The organism is Corynebacterium sp., from assembly GCF_052107835.1.
Classification (GTDB): domain Bacteria; phylum Actinomycetota; class Actinomycetes; order Mycobacteriales; family Mycobacteriaceae; genus Corynebacterium.
The window spans coordinates 17,490-37,599 of the sequence record NZ_JBQEDF010000031.1 but is presented as its reverse complement, the minus strand read 5'-3'; the positions used below and the strand labels follow the sequence as shown (position 1 = coordinate 37,599).

18 protein-coding genes and 1 pseudogene are annotated in these 20,110 nt (G+C 68.1%); 16 read left to right on the top strand and 3 right to left on the bottom strand.

Features of this window, described 5'->3' with window-relative positions:
- The first annotated feature begins 14 nt into the window (after positions 1-14).
- The 5 genes from ACTIL2_RS09120 (at position 15) to ACTIL2_RS09100 (ending at position 4,575) form a co-directional block, all read left to right on the top strand.
- Positions 15-278, top strand: coding sequence for a phosphoribosyl-ATP diphosphatase (locus ACTIL2_RS09120; RefSeq protein WP_442337146.1), 264 nt, complete (start codon positions 15-17; stop codon positions 276-278).
- Between the two features lie 40 nt (positions 279-318).
- Positions 319-1,164, top strand: a complete 846-nt coding sequence (gene hisG, locus ACTIL2_RS09115) for an ATP phosphoribosyltransferase (protein ID WP_442337145.1) — start codon at positions 319-321, stop codon at positions 1,162-1,164.
- A 14-nt stretch (positions 1,165-1,178) separates the two neighbouring features.
- Positions 1,179-2,720 carry an aspartate ammonia-lyase gene (gene aspA, locus ACTIL2_RS09110; RefSeq protein WP_442337143.1) on the top strand — a complete coding sequence of 514 codons (1,542 nt, stop codon included), beginning with the start codon at positions 1,179-1,181 and terminating at the stop codon, positions 2,718-2,720.
- Between the two features lie 99 nt (positions 2,721-2,819).
- Complete coding sequence (locus ACTIL2_RS09105) at positions 2,820-3,626, top strand: DUF1266 domain-containing protein (protein ID WP_442337142.1); 807 nt, start codon at positions 2,820-2,822, stop codon at positions 3,624-3,626.
- A gap of 10 nt (positions 3,627-3,636) precedes the next feature.
- Positions 3,637-4,575, top strand: a complete 939-nt coding sequence (locus ACTIL2_RS09100) for a Sir2 family NAD-dependent protein deacetylase (protein ID WP_442337141.1) — start codon at positions 3,637-3,639, stop codon at positions 4,573-4,575.
- 173 nt (positions 4,576-4,748) lie between these two features.
- Here ACTIL2_RS09100 and ACTIL2_RS09095 read toward each other — a convergent pair whose 3' ends face one another.
- The 3 genes from ACTIL2_RS09095 to ACTIL2_RS09085 are packed head-to-tail and all read right to left on the bottom strand — an operon-like array spanning position 4,749 to position 8,334.
- Complete coding sequence (locus tag ACTIL2_RS09095) at positions 4,749-5,555, bottom strand: RecB family exonuclease (RefSeq protein ID WP_442337140.1); 807 nt, start codon at positions 5,553-5,555, stop codon at positions 4,749-4,751.
- Complete coding sequence (locus ACTIL2_RS09090) at positions 5,552-6,958, bottom strand: FAD-binding oxidoreductase (RefSeq protein ID WP_442337139.1); 1,407 nt, start codon at positions 6,956-6,958, stop codon at positions 5,552-5,554. The genes ACTIL2_RS09095 and ACTIL2_RS09090 overlap by 4 nt, the downstream gene beginning before the upstream one ends.
- Positions 6,955-8,334 (bottom strand): FAD-binding oxidoreductase, encoded by a 1,380-nt coding sequence (locus ACTIL2_RS09085; RefSeq protein ID WP_442337138.1) that lies wholly within the window; start codon positions 8,332-8,334, stop codon positions 6,955-6,957. Before ACTIL2_RS09085 ends, ACTIL2_RS09090 begins: the two co-directional genes overlap by 4 nt.
- A 32-nt stretch (positions 8,335-8,366) precedes the next feature.
- On the opposite strand from ACTIL2_RS09085, the gene ACTIL2_RS09080 reads away from it, so the two are divergent.
- From ACTIL2_RS09080 to tatA (ACTIL2_RS09030), 11 genes and pseudogenes are all read left to right on the top strand, one after another.
- Positions 8,367-10,352 carry a thioredoxin domain-containing protein gene (locus ACTIL2_RS09080; protein ID WP_442337137.1) on the top strand — a complete coding sequence of 662 codons (1,986 nt, stop codon included), beginning with the start codon at positions 8,367-8,369 and terminating at the stop codon, positions 10,350-10,352.
- A gap of 63 nt (positions 10,353-10,415) precedes the next feature.
- Positions 10,416-11,252 carry a tRNA (adenine-N1)-methyltransferase gene (locus ACTIL2_RS09075; protein WP_442337136.1) on the top strand — a complete coding sequence of 279 codons (837 nt, stop codon included), beginning with the start codon at positions 10,416-10,418 and terminating at the stop codon, positions 11,250-11,252.
- Between the two features lie 180 nt (positions 11,253-11,432).
- Entirely contained in the window at positions 11,433-12,428 is a 996-nt protein-coding gene (locus ACTIL2_RS09070) for a hypothetical protein (RefSeq protein WP_442337135.1), read from the top strand.
- A gap of 150 nt (positions 12,429-12,578) precedes the next feature.
- On the top strand, positions 12,579-14,231 hold the full coding sequence (gene arc / locus ACTIL2_RS09065; protein WP_442337134.1) for a proteasome ATPase: 1,653 nt from the start codon (positions 12,579-12,581) through the stop codon (positions 14,229-14,231).
- A gap of 3 nt (positions 14,232-14,234) precedes the next feature.
- Positions 14,235-15,758: a depupylase/deamidase Dop gene (gene dop / locus ACTIL2_RS09060; RefSeq protein WP_442337133.1), complete on the top strand. Its 1,524-nt coding sequence runs from the start codon at positions 14,235-14,237 to the stop codon at positions 15,756-15,758.
- A gap of 42 nt (positions 15,759-15,800) precedes the next feature.
- Complete coding sequence (locus tag ACTIL2_RS09055) at positions 15,801-16,001, top strand: ubiquitin-like protein Pup (RefSeq protein ID WP_442337132.1); 201 nt, start codon at positions 15,801-15,803, stop codon at positions 15,999-16,001.
- Between the two features lie 53 nt (positions 16,002-16,054).
- Positions 16,055-17,473, top strand: coding sequence for a Pup--protein ligase (gene pafA / locus ACTIL2_RS09050; RefSeq protein WP_442337131.1), 1,419 nt, complete (start codon positions 16,055-16,057; stop codon positions 17,471-17,473).
- Positions 17,470-18,519 carry a helix-turn-helix transcriptional regulator gene (locus ACTIL2_RS09045; RefSeq protein WP_442337130.1) on the top strand — a complete coding sequence of 350 codons (1,050 nt, stop codon included), beginning with the start codon at positions 17,470-17,472 and terminating at the stop codon, positions 18,517-18,519. Before pafA ends, ACTIL2_RS09045 begins: the two co-directional genes overlap by 4 nt.
- On the top strand, positions 18,516-19,574 hold the full coding sequence (locus tag ACTIL2_RS09040) for a WYL domain-containing protein (protein WP_442337129.1): 1,059 nt from the start codon (positions 18,516-18,518) through the stop codon (positions 19,572-19,574). The genes ACTIL2_RS09045 and ACTIL2_RS09040 overlap by 4 nt, the downstream gene beginning before the upstream one ends.
- A gap of 85 nt (positions 19,575-19,659) precedes the next feature.
- The gene (gene tatA / locus ACTIL2_RS09035) at positions 19,660-19,923 is read left to right on the top strand and encodes a Sec-independent protein translocase subunit TatA (RefSeq protein ID WP_442337128.1); all 264 of its coding nucleotides are present in this window, start codon (positions 19,660-19,662) and stop codon (positions 19,921-19,923) included.
- A gap of 12 nt (positions 19,924-19,935) precedes the next feature.
- A pseudogene (tatA, locus tag ACTIL2_RS09030) lies at positions 19,936-20,109 on the top strand (Sec-independent protein translocase subunit TatA); the annotation flags it as partial.
- Position 20,110: the final 1 nt, after the last annotated feature.

Sequence of the window (20,110 nt, the reverse complement as noted above, 5' to 3'; positions counted from 1 at the left end):
ACAGAATGAGTGCCGTGAAGAACTTCGACTCCCTGTTTGAGGAACTGTCCCAGCGCGCCAAGGACCGCCCCGAGGGCTCCGGCACCGTCAAGGCCCTGGACGCCGGGGTGCATTTCCAGGGCAAGAAGATCGTCGAGGAGGCCGGTGAGGTCTGGCTGGCCGCCGAGTACCAGTCGGACGACGAGCTCTCCGAGGAGATCTCCCAGCTGCTCTACTGGCTCCAGGTCGTGATGGTCGGACGCGGCCTCACGCCCGACGACGTCTACAAGTTCCTGTAGGAGGGCCGGACCCGTGACCATCCCCACCGCATACACCGATCTGCTGCGCGTCGCCGTCCCCAACAAGGGTTCGCTGTCGGAGACCGCCACCGAGATCCTCGACGAGGCCGGGTACCCGGGACGCGGCGACTCGAAGTCGCTGACCGTGGTCGACGCCGAGAACGGCGTGGAGTTCTACTTCCTGCGCCCCAAGGACATCGCCATCTACGTGGCCAGCGGCCACCTGGACATGGGCATCACCGGACGTGACCTCGCCGCGGACACCCGCGAGGAGACCGAGGAACTCCTGGAGCTCGGATTCGGCGACTCGACCTTCCGCTACGCCGCCCCGGAGGACCAGGAATGGTCGGTGGAGGCGCTCGAGGGCAAGCGGATCGCCACGTCCTACCCCAATCTGGTGCGCCGCGACCTGTCGAACCGGGGCATCGACGCGACCGTCGTCCGTCTCGACGGTGCCGTCGAGATCTCCATCCGCCTGGGTGTCGCCGACGCGATCGCCGACGTGGTCTCCACCGGGCGCACCCTGCGCCAGCAGGGGCTCCGCCCGTTCGGTGACCCGGTGATCAGTTCCACCGCCGTGGTGGTGGGGCAGAAGGGTGCCCCCGTCGACGACCGGCAGAAGGTGCTGCTCAAGCGGATCGAGGGCATCCTGCACGCCCGCAACTACGTGATGCTCGACTACAACTGCTCCCGGACCATCCTGGACAGCGTAGCCTCGGTGACGCCCGGCCTGTCCGCACCGACCGTGTCACCGCTGGCCCAGGAGAACTGGGTCGCGGTGCGCGCGATGGTTCCCCGCCGGGACGCGAACACGCTGATGGACAGGCTCTCCGCCCTGGGTGCGGAAGCGATCCTGGCCAGCGACATCAGGATCGCCCGCATCTGAGAAAGGACATCCACGTGACCGCGTCCGACCCCCAGTCCGCCCCGCACACGGAATCCCGCAACGCCGCACCGTTGACCTCCTCCACGGACATCATCACCGCGGCGGAGACGTACTCCCTCAACGCCCACTCGGCGGACAGCTTCCGCACCGAGGAGGACCTGCTCGGCACCATGGAGGTGCCCGAGCACGCGTACTACGGCATCCACGCCCTGCGCGCGGTCGACAACTTCCAGATCTCCCGGACCACCCTGAACCAGCTGCCGGAGTTCATCCGCGGCATGGTCCAGGTGAAGAAGGCCGCGGCGATCGCGAACCAGCGGCTCCACACGTTGCCGGGGCACAAGGCCGAGGCGATCGTCTGGGCGTGCGACCAGATCCTGGAGCACCACCGGTGCATGGACCAATTCCCGATCGACGTCTACCAGGGCGGCGCGGGCACCTCGACGAACATGAACGTCAACGAGGTCGTGGCGAACCTGGCGCTGGAGTACCTGGGGGAGTCGAAGGGCTCCTACGACGTCATCAACCCCAACGACGACGTCAACATGAGCCAGTCGACGAACGACGCCTACCCAACCGGTTTCCGGCTGGGCATCCACACCGCCTTCCAGGATCTCATCCGGCATTTGTCCGCGCTGGAGCGCGCGTTCGACAACAAGGGCCACAAGTTCCGGGACATCATCACGATGGGCCGCACGCAACTGCAGGACGCGGTGCCGGTCAGCCTCGGCGATGAGTTCACCGCCTTCGCCCAGAACCTGGACGAGGAGCAGGCGCAGCTCGCCCGGGCCGCCGGGTTCATGCTGGAGGTCAACCTCGGCGGGACGGCGATCGGTACGGGCGTCAACGCACCGGCCGGGTACCAGCACCAGGTCGTTGCCGCGCTGAGCGAAGTCACCGGCCTCGACATCATCGGCTCGCGTGACCTCCTGGAGGCCACCAGTGACACCGGGGCGTACGTCAACGCCAGCTCGGTGGTCAAGCGTGTGGCGATGAAGCTGTCGAAGATCTGCAACGACCTGCGTCTGTTGTCGTCCGGGCCGCGCTCGGGTCTCAACGAGATCAACCTCCCGGAGCGGCAGGCCGGGTCGTCGATCATGCCGGCGAAGGTCAACCCGGTGATCCCGGAGGTCGTCAACCAGATCTGCTTCAAGGTCTTCGGCAATGACGTGACGATCTCCATGGCCGCCGAGGCGGGCCAGCTCCAGTTGAACGTGATGGAGCCGGTCATCGCCCAGTCCCTGTTCGAGTCGATCCGTCTGCTGGGCCGGGCGTGCACCACACTGCGCACCCTGTGTGTGGTGGGCATCTCCGCCAACGAGGAGGTGTGCCGGTCCTACGTGGAGAACTCCATCGGTATCGTGACCTACCTCAACCCGCTGATCGGCCACCACAACGGTGACCTGGTGGGTAAGGAGTGCGCCCGGACCGGACGCTCGGTGCGCGAGGTGGTCCTCGACATGGAGCTGTTGGATGCGGAGACGGTCGACAAGGTCCTGAGCAAGGAGAATCTGCTGCACCCGGTGTGGCGCGGCAAGCTCTACGTCGACGACTAGGATCATGGGGACGGGGGTGCCACATGGGTGCCCCCGTACCGGGGTAAACGGAAGTTACTGCCTGCCCCTGCATTGTTTCGTCCTGCTAACGTCGGGACCGTGACACATGCCGTCGAATTCACCGCACCCACCTACGAGTCGCGCCTCCACCACACCACCGCGAGCAGTTCCGCACCGCGTTTACTCTGGTCAGGTTCCCCCGAACCGACCAGCCCCGACGCCGACCTCCAACGCGCGTGGTCACTGACCCTGCCCCACGAACTGACCGACGGGCGCATCGTCGACGCACCGACTACCCCACACCCCCCGAATGAGGGGTTCCGCCGCCTGTTTGCTGTCGATCCGGGGGAGGTGCACCGGCACGCCCTCACCGCGGTCTACGGAGTGAAGGACGGCCCGGCGGCCCTCGCCGTCGCCGAACGACGGCTCCGGGACGCCGGTGACCCCGACTACCGGGAGCTGCGTCCCCTGCTCCGCACCGTGCTGGAGTCCCCGGCACCCGAGCGCCCGTCATCGACCCGCACGCTGTCCGGTATCGACCCCCGCCAGCATCACGTGGTGGTTCCCTTCCTGCAGCAGAACGCCCCATTCGCCCTGCCCACCGACCCCGCCGAGCTTCCGGTGGACACGGTCGCCTGGGACGTCTCACTGGCGATGCGCGTGCTGTGGCTGGCCCACGGCGGTGGCCTGGTCACGGGGGAGGAGTGCTCGGAACTGGCACTCTCCGCACTTGAGCAGGTGCGGGAAACCTACGACGGCTGGCACGCCTTCGCAAGCGGCCTGGTGGTGGGACGCGCGGTGTCGATGGGCCAGATCGACGATTCGAGCATCTCCTACGTCGATGACGTCGCCCTGGCCCTGAACCACCCGGACTCCCCGTGGAGCAGACTTCCGCTGCAGGGGTAATCTGGGGCAGATGTTCCGAGCCCCTGGAGATCCGGTCGCACTGGCACACCACTCGGCCCTGCGCTCCATCGCCCGGGTGGTCTCCGAGTCGGCCACACCGACCGATCCGGACACCGCCCTCTCAGCGATCACCGACCAACTCCGCACCAGTCCCGCCCTGGTCGTCACCGGTGCGGGCGTGTCCACTGATTCCGGCATCCCGGACTACCGGGGACCGTCCGGTTCACTCGGGCGCCACCGGCCGATGACCTACCAGGAGTTCCGGCACGATCCGGACGCCTCCCACCGTTACTGGGCCCGCTCCTTCGTCGGCTGGCGGCAGATCGCCGACGCAGTGCCCAACTCGACGCACTACGCCCTGGTCGAGATGGAACGGGCGGGACTGGTGACCGGCGTCGTCACCCAGAACGTCGACGGCCTGCACGCCGCCGCGGGCACGTCCAACCTGCTGACCCTCCACGGCGACCTTGCACGGGTCGTGTGCCTGGAGTGTGGGGCGACCGAGGACCGCCCGTCCTTCGACCGGCGCCTCGAGGACGCGAACCCCGGGTACCTCGAGGAGGTCGCCCTCGACCCTGCGCAGGTCAACCCCGACGGCGACGTCACCCTGGATGAAGTGCACGTCCGGAAGTTCAGGATGGCGGGGTGCCTGCGGTGCGGCTCCCTCCTGCTGAAGCCGGACGTGGTCTACTTCGGTGAGCCGGTTCCCGCCGGGCGCAGGGAACGGGCGGCATCCATGCTGTCGGAGGCCTCCAGTGTGCTGGTCGCGGGATCGTCCCTGGCGGTCATGAGTGGCCTTCGCCTGGTGCTCGACGCGCTGAAATCGGACAAACCGGTGGCCGTCATCAACGGGGGCCCGGGACGCGCGGACGCGAAGGTCGACATCCTGTGGCGCACCGGTGTCGGTCCCGCGTTCCTCTCCCTCCTGGATGAGTTGGACCTCTCGTAACTGCTACCGTGCCCCGTGTGGAAGATGAGCACAACGTGACGGCGGGCCCGCGAGACCCGGCGAAGCCGACTTTCACACCCAACAACGTTTCCACGTAGTGAGACATGCAGGTCAGGACGGTACCGGACCCGCGCGAAAATCGCCGGGGGTGTGATTCTGTCCCACCGACAGGCCTACGCGAACTCCTCGGGGACTCCCGGGTACTCCGGTGGCGTGCCGCCGAACGCCGGGCACATCGACTGGAAGGAACACCAGCCGCAGAGCTTCGAGGTTGTCGGCTCGAAGTTACCGGATCTCGCGTCCGACCCGATCTGCGACCAGAGCCGTCCCAGGTCCTTCTCCACGTAGTTCAGCTCCGACGGGGTGGGGGAGAGCACCATGTCGTCCTGCACCTTGAGGTACATCAGCCGCAGCTGCTCGGGGATGTGGTCGAACAGCCGCCACCACACCAGGGCGTAGAAGCGCATCTGGAACATCGCCTGCGCCGAGTACCGGGGGATCGGTTTCTTGCCGGTCTTGTAGTCCACGACCCGGACCTGGCCGGTCGGGGCCACATCCACCCGGTCGATGAAGCCACGCACCGGCACCCCGTTCGGCAGGGTGGTGTCCACGAACTTCTCCACGGAATCCGCATCGAACCCCGACGGGTTCTCCATCATGAAGTAGCCTTTGACCAGGTCACGCGCCGCGACCAGGAAATCCATGTAGTCGTCCGGCGGAACCAGTTCATCCAGTTGCGGATCCTTGGCGGTCATGGCCGCCCAGTGGGGTTTGAGCAGCTTCACGGCGGCGGGGTAGGTGCGTTCCCCCCTGGGCAGGCCGTGGATGTCCTCCAGGACGGAATGCACCAGCGTGCCCTTGACCTGCGCGACGGTGCTGGGTTCCTCCAGCCGGTCGATGGCCCGCAGCCGGTAGAGCAGGGGGCACTGCTTGTAGTCGCCGACACGCGACGGCGACAGTGCCAGCGGTCGACGGCTCACAGGTGCTCCAGCATCTTGCCCGGGTTCATGATCCCGCTCGGGTCCACGGCCTTCTTGATCTCGCGGTGCAGCCGGCGGCTGCCCTCATCGAGTTCCGTCACCAGCCACTCGGACTTCAACGCGCCGACCCCGTGCTCGCCGGTGATCGTCCCGCCGAGTTCCAGTCCCAGCCTCATGATCCGCCCGAAGGCGTCGAAGCCGGCCGTCACCGAGGCCTCGTCGTCGTTGTCGAAGAACACCGAGGGGTGGGTGTTGCCGTCACCGGCGTGGGCGACAACCGCCACCACGATGCCGGTGTCCCCGCTGATGGTGGCCAGGCCGTCGCAGAACTCGGCGAGCTTGTCACGCGGCACGCATACGTCATCGAGCATCTGGCCGCCGCCGTGGCTGGCGGCGTAGTGCTCGTAGGCCGTCTGGGCGGAGCGTCGGGCGGCGACGAGGAGTTCGGCGTCGGTGGCGTTGTCGGTGAAGGCGACGTCCTCCGCCCCGTGCTCCTGGGCGATGTCGGCGAAGGCCTCGGTGTCCGCGACGGCGCTGCCGGAGTCCGACTGCATGATCAGGACGGCCCCGACATCGCTGTCCAGGCCGAAGTCGGTCATCTCCTGGACCATGGACACCGTCGTGCCGTCCATCATCTCCAGCAGGGACGGCTGCGCACCGGTGTGCATGTACGCCGCCACGGCGGCAGCGGCCGCGTTCACGGTGGGGAAGGTCGCCAGGGCCGAGAGGGGGTCGGCGCCCAGGGGGACCAGCTTCAGGGTCGCTTCGACGATCACCCCGAGGGTGCCCTCCGAACCTGTGAACAGGCTCGCCAGGTCGAGTCCGGCCACGCCCTTGACGGTGCGGTGGCCGAGCCGGGTCACCGTGCCGTCCGCCAGGACGACGGTGATCTCCCGGACGTACTCGCGGGTGACCCCGTACTTCACGCAGCACATGCCGCCGGCGTTGGTGGCGATGTTCCCTCCGATGGAGCACATCGCGTAGGAGCCGGGATCCGGCGGGTAGGCCAGCTTCTTCGGACGCAGCGCGTCCTTGAGGTCCTTGTTGATCAGGCCGGGTTCGACGGTGACCGTCATGTTCGCTTCGTCGATCTCCAGGATCCGGTGCATCCCGGTGACCGACAGCAGGATGCAACCGTCCACGGCGCAGGCGCCGCCCGACAGTCCGGACCGGGCACCCTGGGGGACGACGGGGATCCCGCGGGAGTGGGCGAACTGCATCGCCTTGACCACATCGTCCCTGGTCGCTGCCCTGACGAGTGCGGCGGCGTGTCCGTCGGCACGGTACACCGACTCGTCTTTCGCGTAGGTCTCCAGGATGTCCGGGTCGGTGGTGACCGACCCCTCCAGTGCCGAGGTGAGTTCGTCCAGCTCGTCTGTCCAGGCATGTGATGTGACGGTCATTCTGTCACCTTAACACCCTGTAATCCGGCGAACATTTTCCCCGGGTTGAGGATGCCGGAAGGGTCCACGGCCGCCTTGACCGCCAGGTGAAGCCTCCTGCTGCCGTCATCGAGTTCCCGGGTCAGGGCACGGTTCTTCAGTGATCCGATGCCGTGCTCCCCGGCGATGGTCCCGCCGAGGGAGAGCCCCAGACCGACGATGTCGTCGAAGGCCTGCTGTGCCGCCTCACGCTGGTCAGGCGAGTTCCGGTCGAAGAAAATGTCGGGGTGGGTGTTCCCGTCTCCGGCGTGGGCGACCACGCTGATCGTCAGTCCGCTGCGCGTCCTGATGGCGTCCAACCCGTCGAAGAAGTCGGCCAGTCTGCTCCGCGGCACGCAGACATCCTCCAGGAGCTGCCCGACATCGTTGGTGCGGGCGTAGAGCTCATTGGCCTCGTGCACCATGCGCCGCGCGGCGACCAGGGCGTCCCCGTCGGCGGGGTCGTCGGAGAAGGCGACGTCGACGGCGCCGCAGGACTCGGCGACCCCGGCGAAGGTCCCGATGTCGGTGGCGGCGGTCGGGCTGTCGGCCTGCATGATCAGGATCGCACCGGCGGACGGCTCCAGGCCGAAATTGCCGAGTTCGTTGAGCATCCCGATGGTGACCCCGTCGATGAGTTCCAGCATCGACGGGGGAACCGGCGTGATGGTCTCCATGGTGCGGGCCACAGCGACCGCGGCGTCCCGCTCGTTGGCGAACACCCCCACCGACGTCAGGGGTACCTCGCCGAGGGGAACCACCTTCAGCGTCGCCGACACGATCACCCCGAGTGTCCCCTCGGAGCCGGTGAACAGCCCGGCGAGGTCCAACCCGGCCACGCCCTTCACGGTGCGGTGGCCCAGCCGGGTGACGGTCCCGTCGGCGAGCACCACAGTGATTTCGCGGACGTATTCGCTGGTCACGCCGTACTTCACACAGCACATTCCTCCGGCGTTCGTGGCGATGTTCCCGCCGATGGTGCAGGTGTCGAAGGATCCGGGGTCCGGCGGGTACGCCAGCCCGTGGGGACGCAGCGCGTCCTTGAGGTCCTTGTTGATGATCCCCGGCTCCACCGTGACGGTCATGTTCACCCCGTCGACCTCCAGGATCCGGTTCATCCGGGTGAGGTCCAGCAGCAGGCAGCCGTCCACGCCCGCGGACGATCCGGTGAGCGACGTCCTCGCCCCCTGCGGCACCACGGGGATCCCGTGCCGGTGGGCGTAGCGCATGGTCTCGACGACGTCACCGACACTGCGGGCACGGACCAGGCCGACCGGCTCCACGGGTTCCAGTTCCGGGCCCAGGTCCAGGGACTGGGCCGCCAGGATGTCCGGGTCGGTGACCATACCGTTCAACATGGGGGAGAGTATATCCGGCTACCGTGGGGGCCATGAACCACCTCGCTGATTCGTCCTCCCCGTACCTGCGCCAGCACGGCGGCAACCCGGTGGACTGGCGGCCCTGGGGTCCCGAAGCGTTCGACGAGGCCCGGCGGCGGGATGTACCGGTGTTCATCTCGATCGGCTACGCCACCTGCCACTGGTGCCATGTGATGGCCGCCGAGAGCTTCAGTGACCCGGAGGTCGCGCAGGTCATCAACGACACCATGGTGGCGGTCAAGGTCGACCGGGAACAGCACCCCGACGTGGACGCCTACTACATGCAGGCGACCATCGCCCTGAGTCGGCAGGGGGGCTGGCCGATGACCGTGTTCGCCGACCCGGAGGGACGCCCGTTCTTCGCCGACACCTACTTCCCACCGGTGCAGCGTGCGGACCCGGAGACAGGCCAGCCCGGTCGACCGTCCTTCCGCCAGGTGCTGGACGCGGTGAACCGGACCTGGACGACCACCCGTGACAAGGTCGACGCCCTGACGGAGAAGCTGAACTCCGCACTGCTGGGTGGTACCGAGGACGCCGGGGAGGAGTCGTCGGCGTCCTGGCAGGCGCAGGACGCCACCGCGGAGCTGCCGACCAGGATCGTGCAGCGCATGCGCGCCGCCGAGAACCCCACCGGCGGTTTCAGTGGTGCCCCGAAGTTCCCGCCGGCCGCCGCTCTGCTGGGTCTGGTCCGCTGGGCGGAGCGGACGGAGTCGGACGCGGCGTCCGCCGAGATCCTCGACCTGGTGGGCAGGACGTGGGACGCGATGCTCACCGGTGGACTCTTCGACCAGGTGGAGGGTGGTTTCCACCGCTACTGCGTGGATGAGAACTGGACGGTCCCGCACTTCGAGAAGACCCTGTACGACAACGCCCTGCTGCTGCGGGCGCTGGCCGCGTACACCACGCAGCGGCCCGACGACGGCACCGCGCGGCGCGGCCTGGAGCTGACCCGGGACTTCCTGACCTCGCGTCTGGCACTGGACGCCCACCCCGGGTTGTTCGCCAGCGGCCTGGACGCCGACACGGTGGTCGACGGCACGCGTGTGGAGGGTTTCACCTACACCTGGACCCCGGGGGAACTGGCGCAGTACGGTCTGGCCGGGGAGGGCGACCTCGAGGGCAGGCGCGTGCTGACGCACCGGAACGGCGACGTGATCACCCCGGAGATCCGTCGGCAGATGTCCACCATTCGCGCCGGACGGCCCCAGCCCGGCGTGGACAGCAAGGTCGTGACGGCGTGGAACGCCATGGCCGCGGTCGCGCTCATGGAGGTCGGCGACAGCCGGGGGCCTGCCGCAGCGCTGGCGCTCTGGGACTACGCGGTGACGACCGACGACGAGGGCAGCGTCCTCGGGGTGGTGCGCTGCACCGGCACCCCGGACGCACCGGCGTCCCTGGAGGACTGCGCCTGGCTGCTGCTGGCACTGGTACGTGCTTGGGCGGCCGGCGGGTCCGTGGCATCCGAGGTCAGCGAGCTGATCCGCCACATCCAGGTGACCTTCTCCCGTGGACAGGACGCGACGGGGACCTGGTACGACTCGGCCGACTCGGTGGCAGGTACAGGTGTACGCCCACGTGACCCCTACGACGGTGCCGTCCCTGCGGCGGTGGGCGTGCTGGCCGAGGCGTTGAGCTACGCCGGTACGTTGGCGGGCTCCATGGAGGACTCCGACCTGCGCACCATGGGCGGACGCTGGCTGGCGGAGGCACGGCGCATCCTCGACGCGCACCAGGGGGTGGTGGAGCGACACCTGATCCAGGCCGGGGGCTGGCTGTCGGCCCTGGAGGTCCACCTGGCGGGTCCGGTGCAGGCGATGGTGCGGGACGCGTCCGACAAGCAGGTCAGGGATCTGAGGCGGAACCTCGGTACGTCCGCCCTGGTGCTGAGCACGGACAACGGTGCGCGACTGATGGGGCAGGCGCCCGATGGTCCCGTCGTCCAGGTCTGCCGGGCCGGGGTATGCGGGGTTGCCGAGCCCCTCCCGTTAGACTGACCAGGTTCACTAACGCTCACGGACACGTGGGCACGTCACCCAACCAGGAAAAGGGGAACATCCGTGGCCTACTCCGGTCCGTTCCAGCCCGGCGACCGGGTTCAGCTGACCGACGCCAAGCGCCGTCACTACACCATCACCCTGGAGACCGGGGGCAGCTACTTCACCCACAAGGGCGAGATCAAGCACGATGACATCATCGGCAAGGACGAGGGCACCGTTGCCGTGTCCCATGTCGGCGGGGAGTACCTGTGCTTCCGGCACCTGCTGGTCGACCACGTGCTGTCCATGCCCCGCGGTGCCGCGGTGATCTACCCGAAGGACGCCGCCCAGATTCTGGTGGAGGGCGATATCTTCCCCGGCGCGAAGGTTCTGGAGGCCGGTGCGGGGTCCGGCGCCCTGTCGATGACCCTGCTGCGTGCGGTCGGTGACCACGGGAAGCTGCTGTCCTACGAGGTCCGTGAGGACCACCTGGAGTACGCCGAGGCGAACGTCACCGAGTACATGGGGGAGCATCCGGCGAACTGGGATCTTCGCCTCGGTGACCTGCAGGACGTCACGGTCGAGGACACCGACGGGCCGGTCGACCGGGTGATCCTGGACATGCTCGCCCCGTGGGAGTGCCTGGAGACGGTCCGCGACCTGCTGATCCCCGGTGGGGTGTTCATGACCTACGTGGCCACCGTGCCGCAGCTGATGAAGGTCATGGAGGGCATCCGGGAACTGAAGTGCTTCACCGAGCCGAAGGCGTGGGAGTCCCTGGTGCGCGAGTGGAAGGTGGAGGGTCTGGCGACCCGTCCCGAGCACCGGATGAACGCCCACACGGCCTTCCTGGTGTGGGCCCGCCGCCTGTCGGACGGGACCGTGGCGCCGAAGCCGCAGCGCCGCGCCCGGAAGTAGGGGCGAGTGCTCTGCGTCCCTGAGCGCACCGGTTTGTGCTCCTCCACTTGAGAGTGAATCGCCAAAGCGGTGCGCCCGGGGACGGGAGCGGGTGACGGTGAAGGAAAGTCGGGGACGCTGGGGGCACCCTGGGGTATGGTGCATCTCAATCGGGGAAACACATACGTGGGGGGGAAACACATGGGGGAGAAGTCCGCGAGATCAGTCTGGCTCACCAGTGAACTGATGTCGGCGGGTAAATCGAAGCGTCAGATACAGAACGCCGTGGCCGAGGGGAACCTGTTCCGGGTCGCTCCGGGCGTCTACACCAGCGAGGAACCAGGCGATCTGCTGACGCTCCAGGCACTGACCCATTCCAACCCCCACCTGGTTTTCACCGGACGGGCAGCCGCGTTCGCCTACCAGCTGGGAGGGCGGGCGGCACTCACCTGGCCCGTGAGCGCCCGGATGCCGCGATCCAGGACCCGCGACGGGGGAATCCTGCTGGACATCACTCCGTCCCAGGTCACGCACTCCCGGACAATCAATGGAGTGCGGGTCGCCTCACCCATTGAGACAGCCGTCCACTGCATGGTCCGGGATCCGGAGGACCCGTTCCTGGGGACAGAGGGACAACATCGTCGCAGGCTCACCGGGTTCCTCCAGCAGATGTACGCCGGGGCGAAGGGGAATGATGTCCTCGCCGAGGACCTGGCGGCCCTGCCGCCCCGGCACCGCGTGCACGCACTGGAACTGTTGGAGAGTGCGATCACCGGTACCGCGAGCAATCTTGAGCTGCGGGCGGTCACGCTGATCCTGAATCAGCTGGGAGATACCGATGTCACCGTGCTGGTGAACCACAAGATGCGGGGATACCGATTCGACATCGTCTTCAAGGAGGCCAAGGTGCTGGTCGAGATCGACAGTTACGCCTTCCACGCTGCCGGCGGGGAGAAGGCCGGGGAAGCCATCTTCATCTCAGACCGGTGGAAGGGGAATGCCGCCGCCCGATGGGGATGGACCTTGCTCCGCTACACGGACCGTTGTGTGCAGTACGTTCCCCGGCAACTTGCCGAGGAGGTTGTGGATACGGTGCGGCTCAGGATGCGTTTCAGACGGTGGCTGAAGATTCCGCTCCGGACACTGGAGTCCGATGACCTGGTGTGGCGCTGGCATCCGCTGCTGCGGCGTCGGTGAGTGCGTACCTTAGCGCACCGCTTCAGCGTCTTCTCCTTCAGTGCGATGGATGAAACCGGTGCGCTGGGGGACAGGACAGGGTCTGGTACGGGGCTGCGCACGCCACGGCGGTGGTGAGCCTACCTTCACTCGGATGTAGACTGGTGTCCTATGACGCAGCACGCCCAACACCACACATCGGACCAGACCCGGGACCCGAACGGCCATGGCGGACCTTCCGCCCCGGTCGACTCCGGCCCGGAGTCCTACCGTCAGCTGCAACTGGCCAACCGGACCCTGGGCACCCGCAACGCCAAACTGACCGAGATGCTCACGGCCAGCCGGGACAAGCTCGACGAACTCAATGCGCGGCTCGACGCCCTCGCCGAGCCGCCGAGCACCTACGGGACCCTGCTCGAAACCGGGGAGGACGGCCTGACCGCCGAGGTCTACACCGCCGGACGCCGCATGCGTCTGCCGGTGAGTCCGCAGGTCGGCCCCGGGGAACTCACCACCGGCTCCATGGTGCGTCTGGGGGAGGGCCAGCAGGTCGTCGAGGTCTGCGGCTACGCCGACTCCGGTGACATCGGCACCGTGGTCGAGGTCGTCGGCGGCGACCGTATCGTGGTCGCCGACAAGCTCGGCGAGGAATCCCTGATGAAGTGCGCCGGGGCCCTGACCGACGAGCTCGCCGCGATGCAGGTCGGCCCCGGTGACAGCGTGGTCGTCGACCGCAAGGCCGGCTACGCCTTCGAGATCATCTCCCGCGCCGAGGTCGAGGACCTGGTCCTCGAGGAGGTGCCGGACGTCGCCTACACCGACATCGGTGGCCTGGAGAACCAGATCGAACAGCTGCACGACGCCGTCGAGCTGCCGTTCCTGCACCCGGAGCTCTACCGCGACTACGGCCTGCTGCCGCCGAAGGGCGTGCTCCTCTACGGACCCCCCGGCTGCGGCAAGACACTGATCGCCAAGGCCGTCGCGTCGTCGCTGTCGAAGAAGATCATCGCGGAGACCGGACGCCCGGACGCGAAGTCCTACTTCCTGAACATCAAGGGCCCGGAGTTGCTGAACAAGTTCGTCGGCGAGACCGAGCGCCAGATCCGGCTGATCTTCGAGCGCGCCCGGAAGATCGCCTCGGCCGGCCAGCCGGTGATCGTCTTCTTCGACGAGATGGAGGCCATCTTCCGCACCCGCGGCACCGGCGTCTCCTCGGATGTGGAGTCCACCGTGGTCCCGCAGCTGCTCGCCGAGATCGACGGTGTCGAGGGGCTGCGCAATGTCATCGTGATCGGTGCGTCCAACCGCGAGGAGCTCATCGACCCGGCGATCTTGCGCCCGGGGCGTCTGGACGTGAAGATCCGGGTGGAGCGTCCGGACCGCTCGGCCGCCGCGGACATCCTCACCAAGTACCTGACCGACGAGTTGCCGCTGAACCCGGGCACGACCGCCGGGGAGCTGCGGACCAGGATCGTCGACAACCTGTACTCCGATGCTCGGCCGTACCTAACCCTGCATTTCGCCGACGGCACCAGTTCGGACCTGTACTACCGCGACTTCGCCTCCGGTGCGATGCTGGCGAATATCGTGGACCGCGCCAAGAAGCTCGCCATCAAGGACGTGCTGCGCGGTGACGGCGCCGAGGGGTCGACCAGGCCGTCCGGCATCTCCGGTATCCACGTCGACCTGGCGGTCGAGGAGGAGTGCCACGACAATGACGACCTGCCGGACACCACTAACCCGGCGGAGTGGGCCCGGATCTCCGGGCACTCCTCCCGTCGCGTCGTGGAGATCACCATGGCCGACCGGGACGGGGCGGCGTAGGCGATGAGGATCATCGGCACCGAGACAGAGTTCGGCATCATCGCCCGGGACGACCCGAACGCCAGCCCGATCGAGACGTCCACGCAGGCGGTCATCGCCTACGCCGGGGCGACCGGGTTGGGGGTCAACCGGCGGACCCGCTGGGACTACAACGCCGAGTCCCCGCTGCGCGACGTGCGCGGCTTCGACCTGCGCCGTTACCGTACGGCCCCGGTCATCGACCCGAACGCACTCGGCGCCGCGAATGTGGTCACGACCTCGGGCGCCCGCTTCTACGTCGACCACGCCCACCCGGAGTACTCCTCGCCGGAGACCACCGACGCGTGGGACGCGGTGATCTGGGACAAGGCCGGCGAACTGGTCATGCACGCCGCCGCGCAGGCCTCCGGGCAGGTTGACGGGCAGCCGGTGCTGAAGATCCACAAGAACAACGTCGACGGCAAGGGGGCGTCCTACGGATCCCACGAGAACTACCTGTACCCGCGCAGTTACGACGCCGAGGCGGTGCAGGCCGCACTGATCCCGCATTTCGTGACGCGCCAGGTCTACACCGGTGCAGGACGCATAGGCCTCGGACAGAAGGGCCAGGCCCCCGGATTCCAGATCAGCCAGCGCGCCGACTACATCGAGACCACCGTGTCGCTGGAGACCACCCTGAACCGCGGCATCATCAACACCCGGGACGAAGCGCACGCCGCCGACCCCTGGGCACGGATGCACGTGATCATCGGGGACGCGAACCTCTCCGAGTTCTCCACCTTCCTGAAACTGGGCACCACGGCACTGGTCCTCGACGCGGTCGGGGCGGGGGCGGACTTCTCCGACCTGGCCCTCTACGAACCGGTGGAGTCCGTGCGGACGGTCTCCCGGGACCTGGACTGCTCCCGTCCGCTGCGTCTGTACGGCAACCGTGAGCTCACCGCGGTGCAGATCCAGCGCGAGATCCGCGAGCGGGTCATCGCCGCGGTTCCCGGGGCCGACCGGGTGGGGCACGACGATCTCGTCCTGCAGGTGTGGGGGGAGATCCTCGACGACCTGGAGCGTGACCCGGCATCCACCGCCGACCGGCTGGACTGGACGGCGAAGCTCGGGCTGCTGAATGCCTACCGTGCCCGTGGCCTGGAGTGGGATGATCCCCGCCTGGCGGTGATCGACATCCAGTACCACGACATCGACCCGGCGAAGGGCCTCTACAACGCCCTGGTGCGCAAGGGCCGCATGCGCACGCTCGTCCCGGAGCAGGACGTCGCAGCAGCCGCCCAGAACCCCCCGGACGACACGCGCGCGTGGCTGCGCGGGGAGGTCGCCCGCCGGTTCGCGGGGGAACTCCTGGCGGCGAACTGGGACACCCTCATCCTGGACACCCCGTACGGGTCCTCACCTGCCACGCGGGTGTGGCTGGGGGACCCCACACAAGGGACCGCCGGGCAGCTCCGGGACGCCCTCGCCGACGTCACCGATGCAGCGGGGCTGGTGCATGTTCTCGGCGAGGTCTTACCGGAGTCCCTCGACGGGCTGGACTGCTAGCCTGTAGTGGTCACGAACTATTCATAAGGAGTTGGTCTCATCATGGCATCCGGATCAGGGCAGGGTCAGGTTCACGGGGGACGTGGGCCGTCCGACGACGATCAGACCGCCGACGCCACCGCGGGCGGTCAGGAGCAGCTGCGGGTCAGCGGGACCGATGACCTCCTCGACGAGATCGACGGCCTGCTGGAGTCGAATGCCGAGGAGTTCGTGAAGTCCTACGTCCAGAAGGGCGGGCAGTAGTCACGGCCGCTGCATCGGCTGATTCCGCGGGGCCGGTCTTCACCCGGCGGATCATGGGACTGGAGACGGAGTTCGGCATCACCAGCGTCCTGGACAGCCACCGGCGCCTGGGCCCGGACGAGGTCGCCCGGCACCTCTTCGCCCCGGTCGTGGAGAAGCACCGCAGCAGCAACGTCTACTGGCCGAATGCCTCGCGGGTGTACCTCGATGTCGGTGCGCACCCCGAGTTCGCCACCGCCGAGTGCGATTCACTGCACCAGCTCCTGACCTATGACCGGGCGGGGGACCGGATCTTCCACGGGCTGGCCGCGCGGTGCGAGGAGTCCCTCAACGACCGCGGCATCGGCGGCAAGGTCTACCTGCTGAAGAACAACACCGACTCCATCGGAAACTCCTACGGCTGCCACGAGAATTACCTGGTGGGACGAGACGTGCCGCTGAAAGCACTGGCCGCCCAGCTACTGCCGTTCCTGGTGACCCGGCAACTGATCTGCGGGGCGGGAAAGATCAGCGTGCCCGCGACCGGGGCACCGAACGAGAACTTCGGGCCCGGCTACTGCCTGTCGCAACGCGCGGACCATGTGTGGGAGGGGGTTTCCTCGGCGACCACCCGGTCCCGTCCGATCATCAACACCCGCGATGAGCCGCACGCCGACTCCTCCCGGTTCCGGCGACTGCACATCATCGTCGGCGACTCGAACATGTCGGAGACCACCACCGCGCTCAAGGTCGGTTCGGCACTGCTGGTGCTGGAGATGATCGAGGCGGGGGTGGACCTCCCGGACTTCGAGCTGGCCAATGAGATCCGGTCGATCCGGGAGATCGCCCGGGACTTCACCGGCTCAACCCCCCTTGCCCTGCGCAACGGTTCCACCAGCACCCCGCTGGAGATCCAGCGCGCCTTCCATACGGCGGCGGAGCAGTGGCTGGCGCAGCGTCCCGACCCCGCGGTGGACGACGGGGACCGCTCCACGGGCACCCCGAATGCCCAGCTCGCCCCGGTGGTCGAGTTGTGGGGACGGGTGCTGGACTGCTTCGGGACCGGGGACTTCTCCCCCGTGGACACCGAGATCGACTGGGTGATCAAGAAGAAGCTCATCGACCGGGTCGCCGACCGTGGCGGTCTGGACATCACCGACCCACGGCTGGGGCAGATCGACCTGACCTACCACGACATCAACCCGGAACGTGGCCTGTTCCATCTGCTGGCCCGCCGTGGGCAGGCCGCCACCGTCGTCGATGACGGTGAGGTCGAGGCTGCCACCACAACGGCCCCGCAGACCACCCGTGCGGCGGTGCGGGGCCGGTTCCTCGCCGCCGCCGAGCACAGCACCAGGCAGACCACCGTGGACTGGACCCGGCTGAAGGTCAACGGTGACGGCGGCGCGGAAATCGTGCTGCCCGATCCCTTCGCCGCCCACGAGGAGGGCCTCGACACGCTGCTGGACGTCCTCGCGGGAGCCCCGCGATGAGCCCTGCACCACACCGGGCGACGAACCGGAACCGGGCCCGGGAGGTCCACTGGGACAAGGCCACCACCCGCGTCCTCGACCTCGTCGTGGCGCTCGACGACCGGCCACGGTCACTGTCCTGGATCCACCTCAACGTGCGCGGTTACACCACCGGGGACATCGATGCCGTGCGCAAACGCTTCGACCGCGACCGCAGGCTCCTGGCCGGTGTCGGCATCGAGCTGGCCGAGGCCACCGGTGTCGACGGTGACGGCGCCCCCGAGGTCCAGTACCGGGTCGACAGAGACCTGAGCTTCCTTCCCGACCTGGGGATCACGCCGGGGGAGTGGGACGTCCTGTCCCCGGCCGCCCGGTGGGTCCCCAACGGCTCGCTGACCGCGCCCGTGCAGCGTGCGCTGACGAAGCTGGCGGCCATCGCCCCCGAGCCGTCGTCGGGCACCATCGGTGATGTCGGCAACGTGACAGGGCAGGTCCCGGACGCCCAGGACCTCACCGACGACGACATCGCCACGCTGCACCGCGCGCTGGACCGGAACCTGACCCTGGACTTCCACTACTGGCCGGCGTTGACCGAGACCCCCCAGGATCGCCACCTTGACCCGTGGGCGGTGGCTGCCGTCGGCGGCAAGCTCTACCTCACCGGGTTCGACCGGGACCGCGGGGCACAACGCACCTTCCGCCTGTCCCGCGTCGCCGACCTCTCGGTCGGCTCCGACATCGTCCGTCACGGCCCACCGGACCGTCCGGCGTCCGCGCTGGTCACCGAGGGGCTGCAGGCGTCCTCGGTGATGGTGACCGCACAGGTGCTCTTCCGCGGTGAAGGGGCACAGGAACTGCGCGCCCTGGGGCGGGTCGGCCCCGACGACGGTTCCGCCCACCCCGACGGCACCGTCCTGACCGTCGGGCCGGTGGAGCGCACCTGGCTGGTACGCCAGGCATGCGCCTACGCACCCGACGCGATCGTCCTGTCCCCGCCGGACGTGGTCGCCGACGTTGTGTCGCAGCTTGAACTCGCCGCGGCGAGGTTCGGGGAGGAGACCCCATGACCGAGAACACGCCGCGCCGCGGCACCACCGACTACAGCGCCTGGCAGGTCCGCCGGGTCATCTCGCTCCTGGCCTGGCTGCAGTCCCACCCGGAGTCCACCCTGATGTCCGCCGCCCGGGTGTTCGGGGTGTCCGTCCCGCAGCTGCGCGAGGAGGTCAAGCAGGCTGGATCCAGCGGACTTCCGCCCTACCTGCCGGGCAGCACGCTGGAGTTCTCCGTCGACACGATGCACGCCACCGTGGTCAACTCCCTGGGACTGGACCGCCCCCCGGCACTGACCGATGTCGAAGCGGGGACACTGGTCCTCAGCCTGGAGCGGCTGGGCAGCGTCCTGTCCCCGGAGGACCGGGCTTCGGTGGCCTCGGCGACAACGAAGATCCGCTCGCTGCTGCAGGAGAACCGCGACCGCCGGGAGCAGTTCGTCCCCGACGAGTTCACGACGCCCGCCGGACGGCAGGACGAGGAAGCGTCGGCACCGTCCGGCGCGGACGCGGAGCACCTGTCCGTGCTGCGCGAGGCTGTCGCCACCCGCAGATGGGTGCAGCTGGACTACCTGTCGGTGTCCTCGGACACCACGCGCCCCCGGGAGCTGATCCCTGACCAGCTGGAGTTCATCAACGGCGAGGGGTACCTCTGGGCCCGCAACAGTGAACTCGACCAGCGGTGCTTCAGCATCTCCCGGATGTCGGGGATCACGGTCACCGGCCGGGAGGCGCCGCCGGTGCAGGAACGCCGCATCGACGCCACCGATCCCTTCGGCTTCGCACACCCCGACCAGCGGTGGGCGCAGATCGAACTGGACGAGGGCGCGGGATGGATGTTCGAGTACCTGCCGCTGTGGCAGCTCGACGACACCGACGGCGAGGAGTCGCTGCGCGCCCTGATCCCGGACACCGGGGCGTGGCTGGAGCGGTTCCTGCTGGCCTATGCACCCCAGATCCGTGCGGCCGGTACCTCCGGGGACGCAGACCCCGGGGGGCAGGAACGTGATCCCGGACACCGGGCGGCGGATCGTGCGGCTGCAGCAGTGGAGGCATACCGCCGTCTGGCGTAGTGTGAGCGGTGACTGATCCATACAGCACCAGAGCGCAACGCGGCCCAGAACGCGCGCCGCTCAACCGACGGAAAGGCTGGCACCGATGGGTGGCATAGGCCCGTGGCAAATCCTGATCATCGTACTGATCATCCTCCTGCTCTTCGGAGCGGCGAAGCTGCCCAACCTCGCGCGCTCGATGGGGCGCTCCATGCGCATCTTCAAGTCCGAGGTCAACGAGATGAAGAAGGACGGGAAGTCCGACGGTGACGGGGACCCGGAGGCCATCGACGGACCTGTCGAGCCCACCGAGGAGGACAGGATCGCCAGCGATTTCTCGTCCGAGGCGCCCGAGAAGAAGAACCAGTAGGAGCAACCCACCATGCCCGGTGCCACCGAATGGCTCATCATCGCCCTGGTCGTCGTGCTGCTGTTCAGCGCCGCGAAGCTGCCCACGATGGCACGCTCACTCGGTCGATCCATGCGCATCTTCAAGTCCGAACTGACGGAGATGAAGAAGGACTCCCCGGAGAAGCCGACGGCCACCGCACCCACCA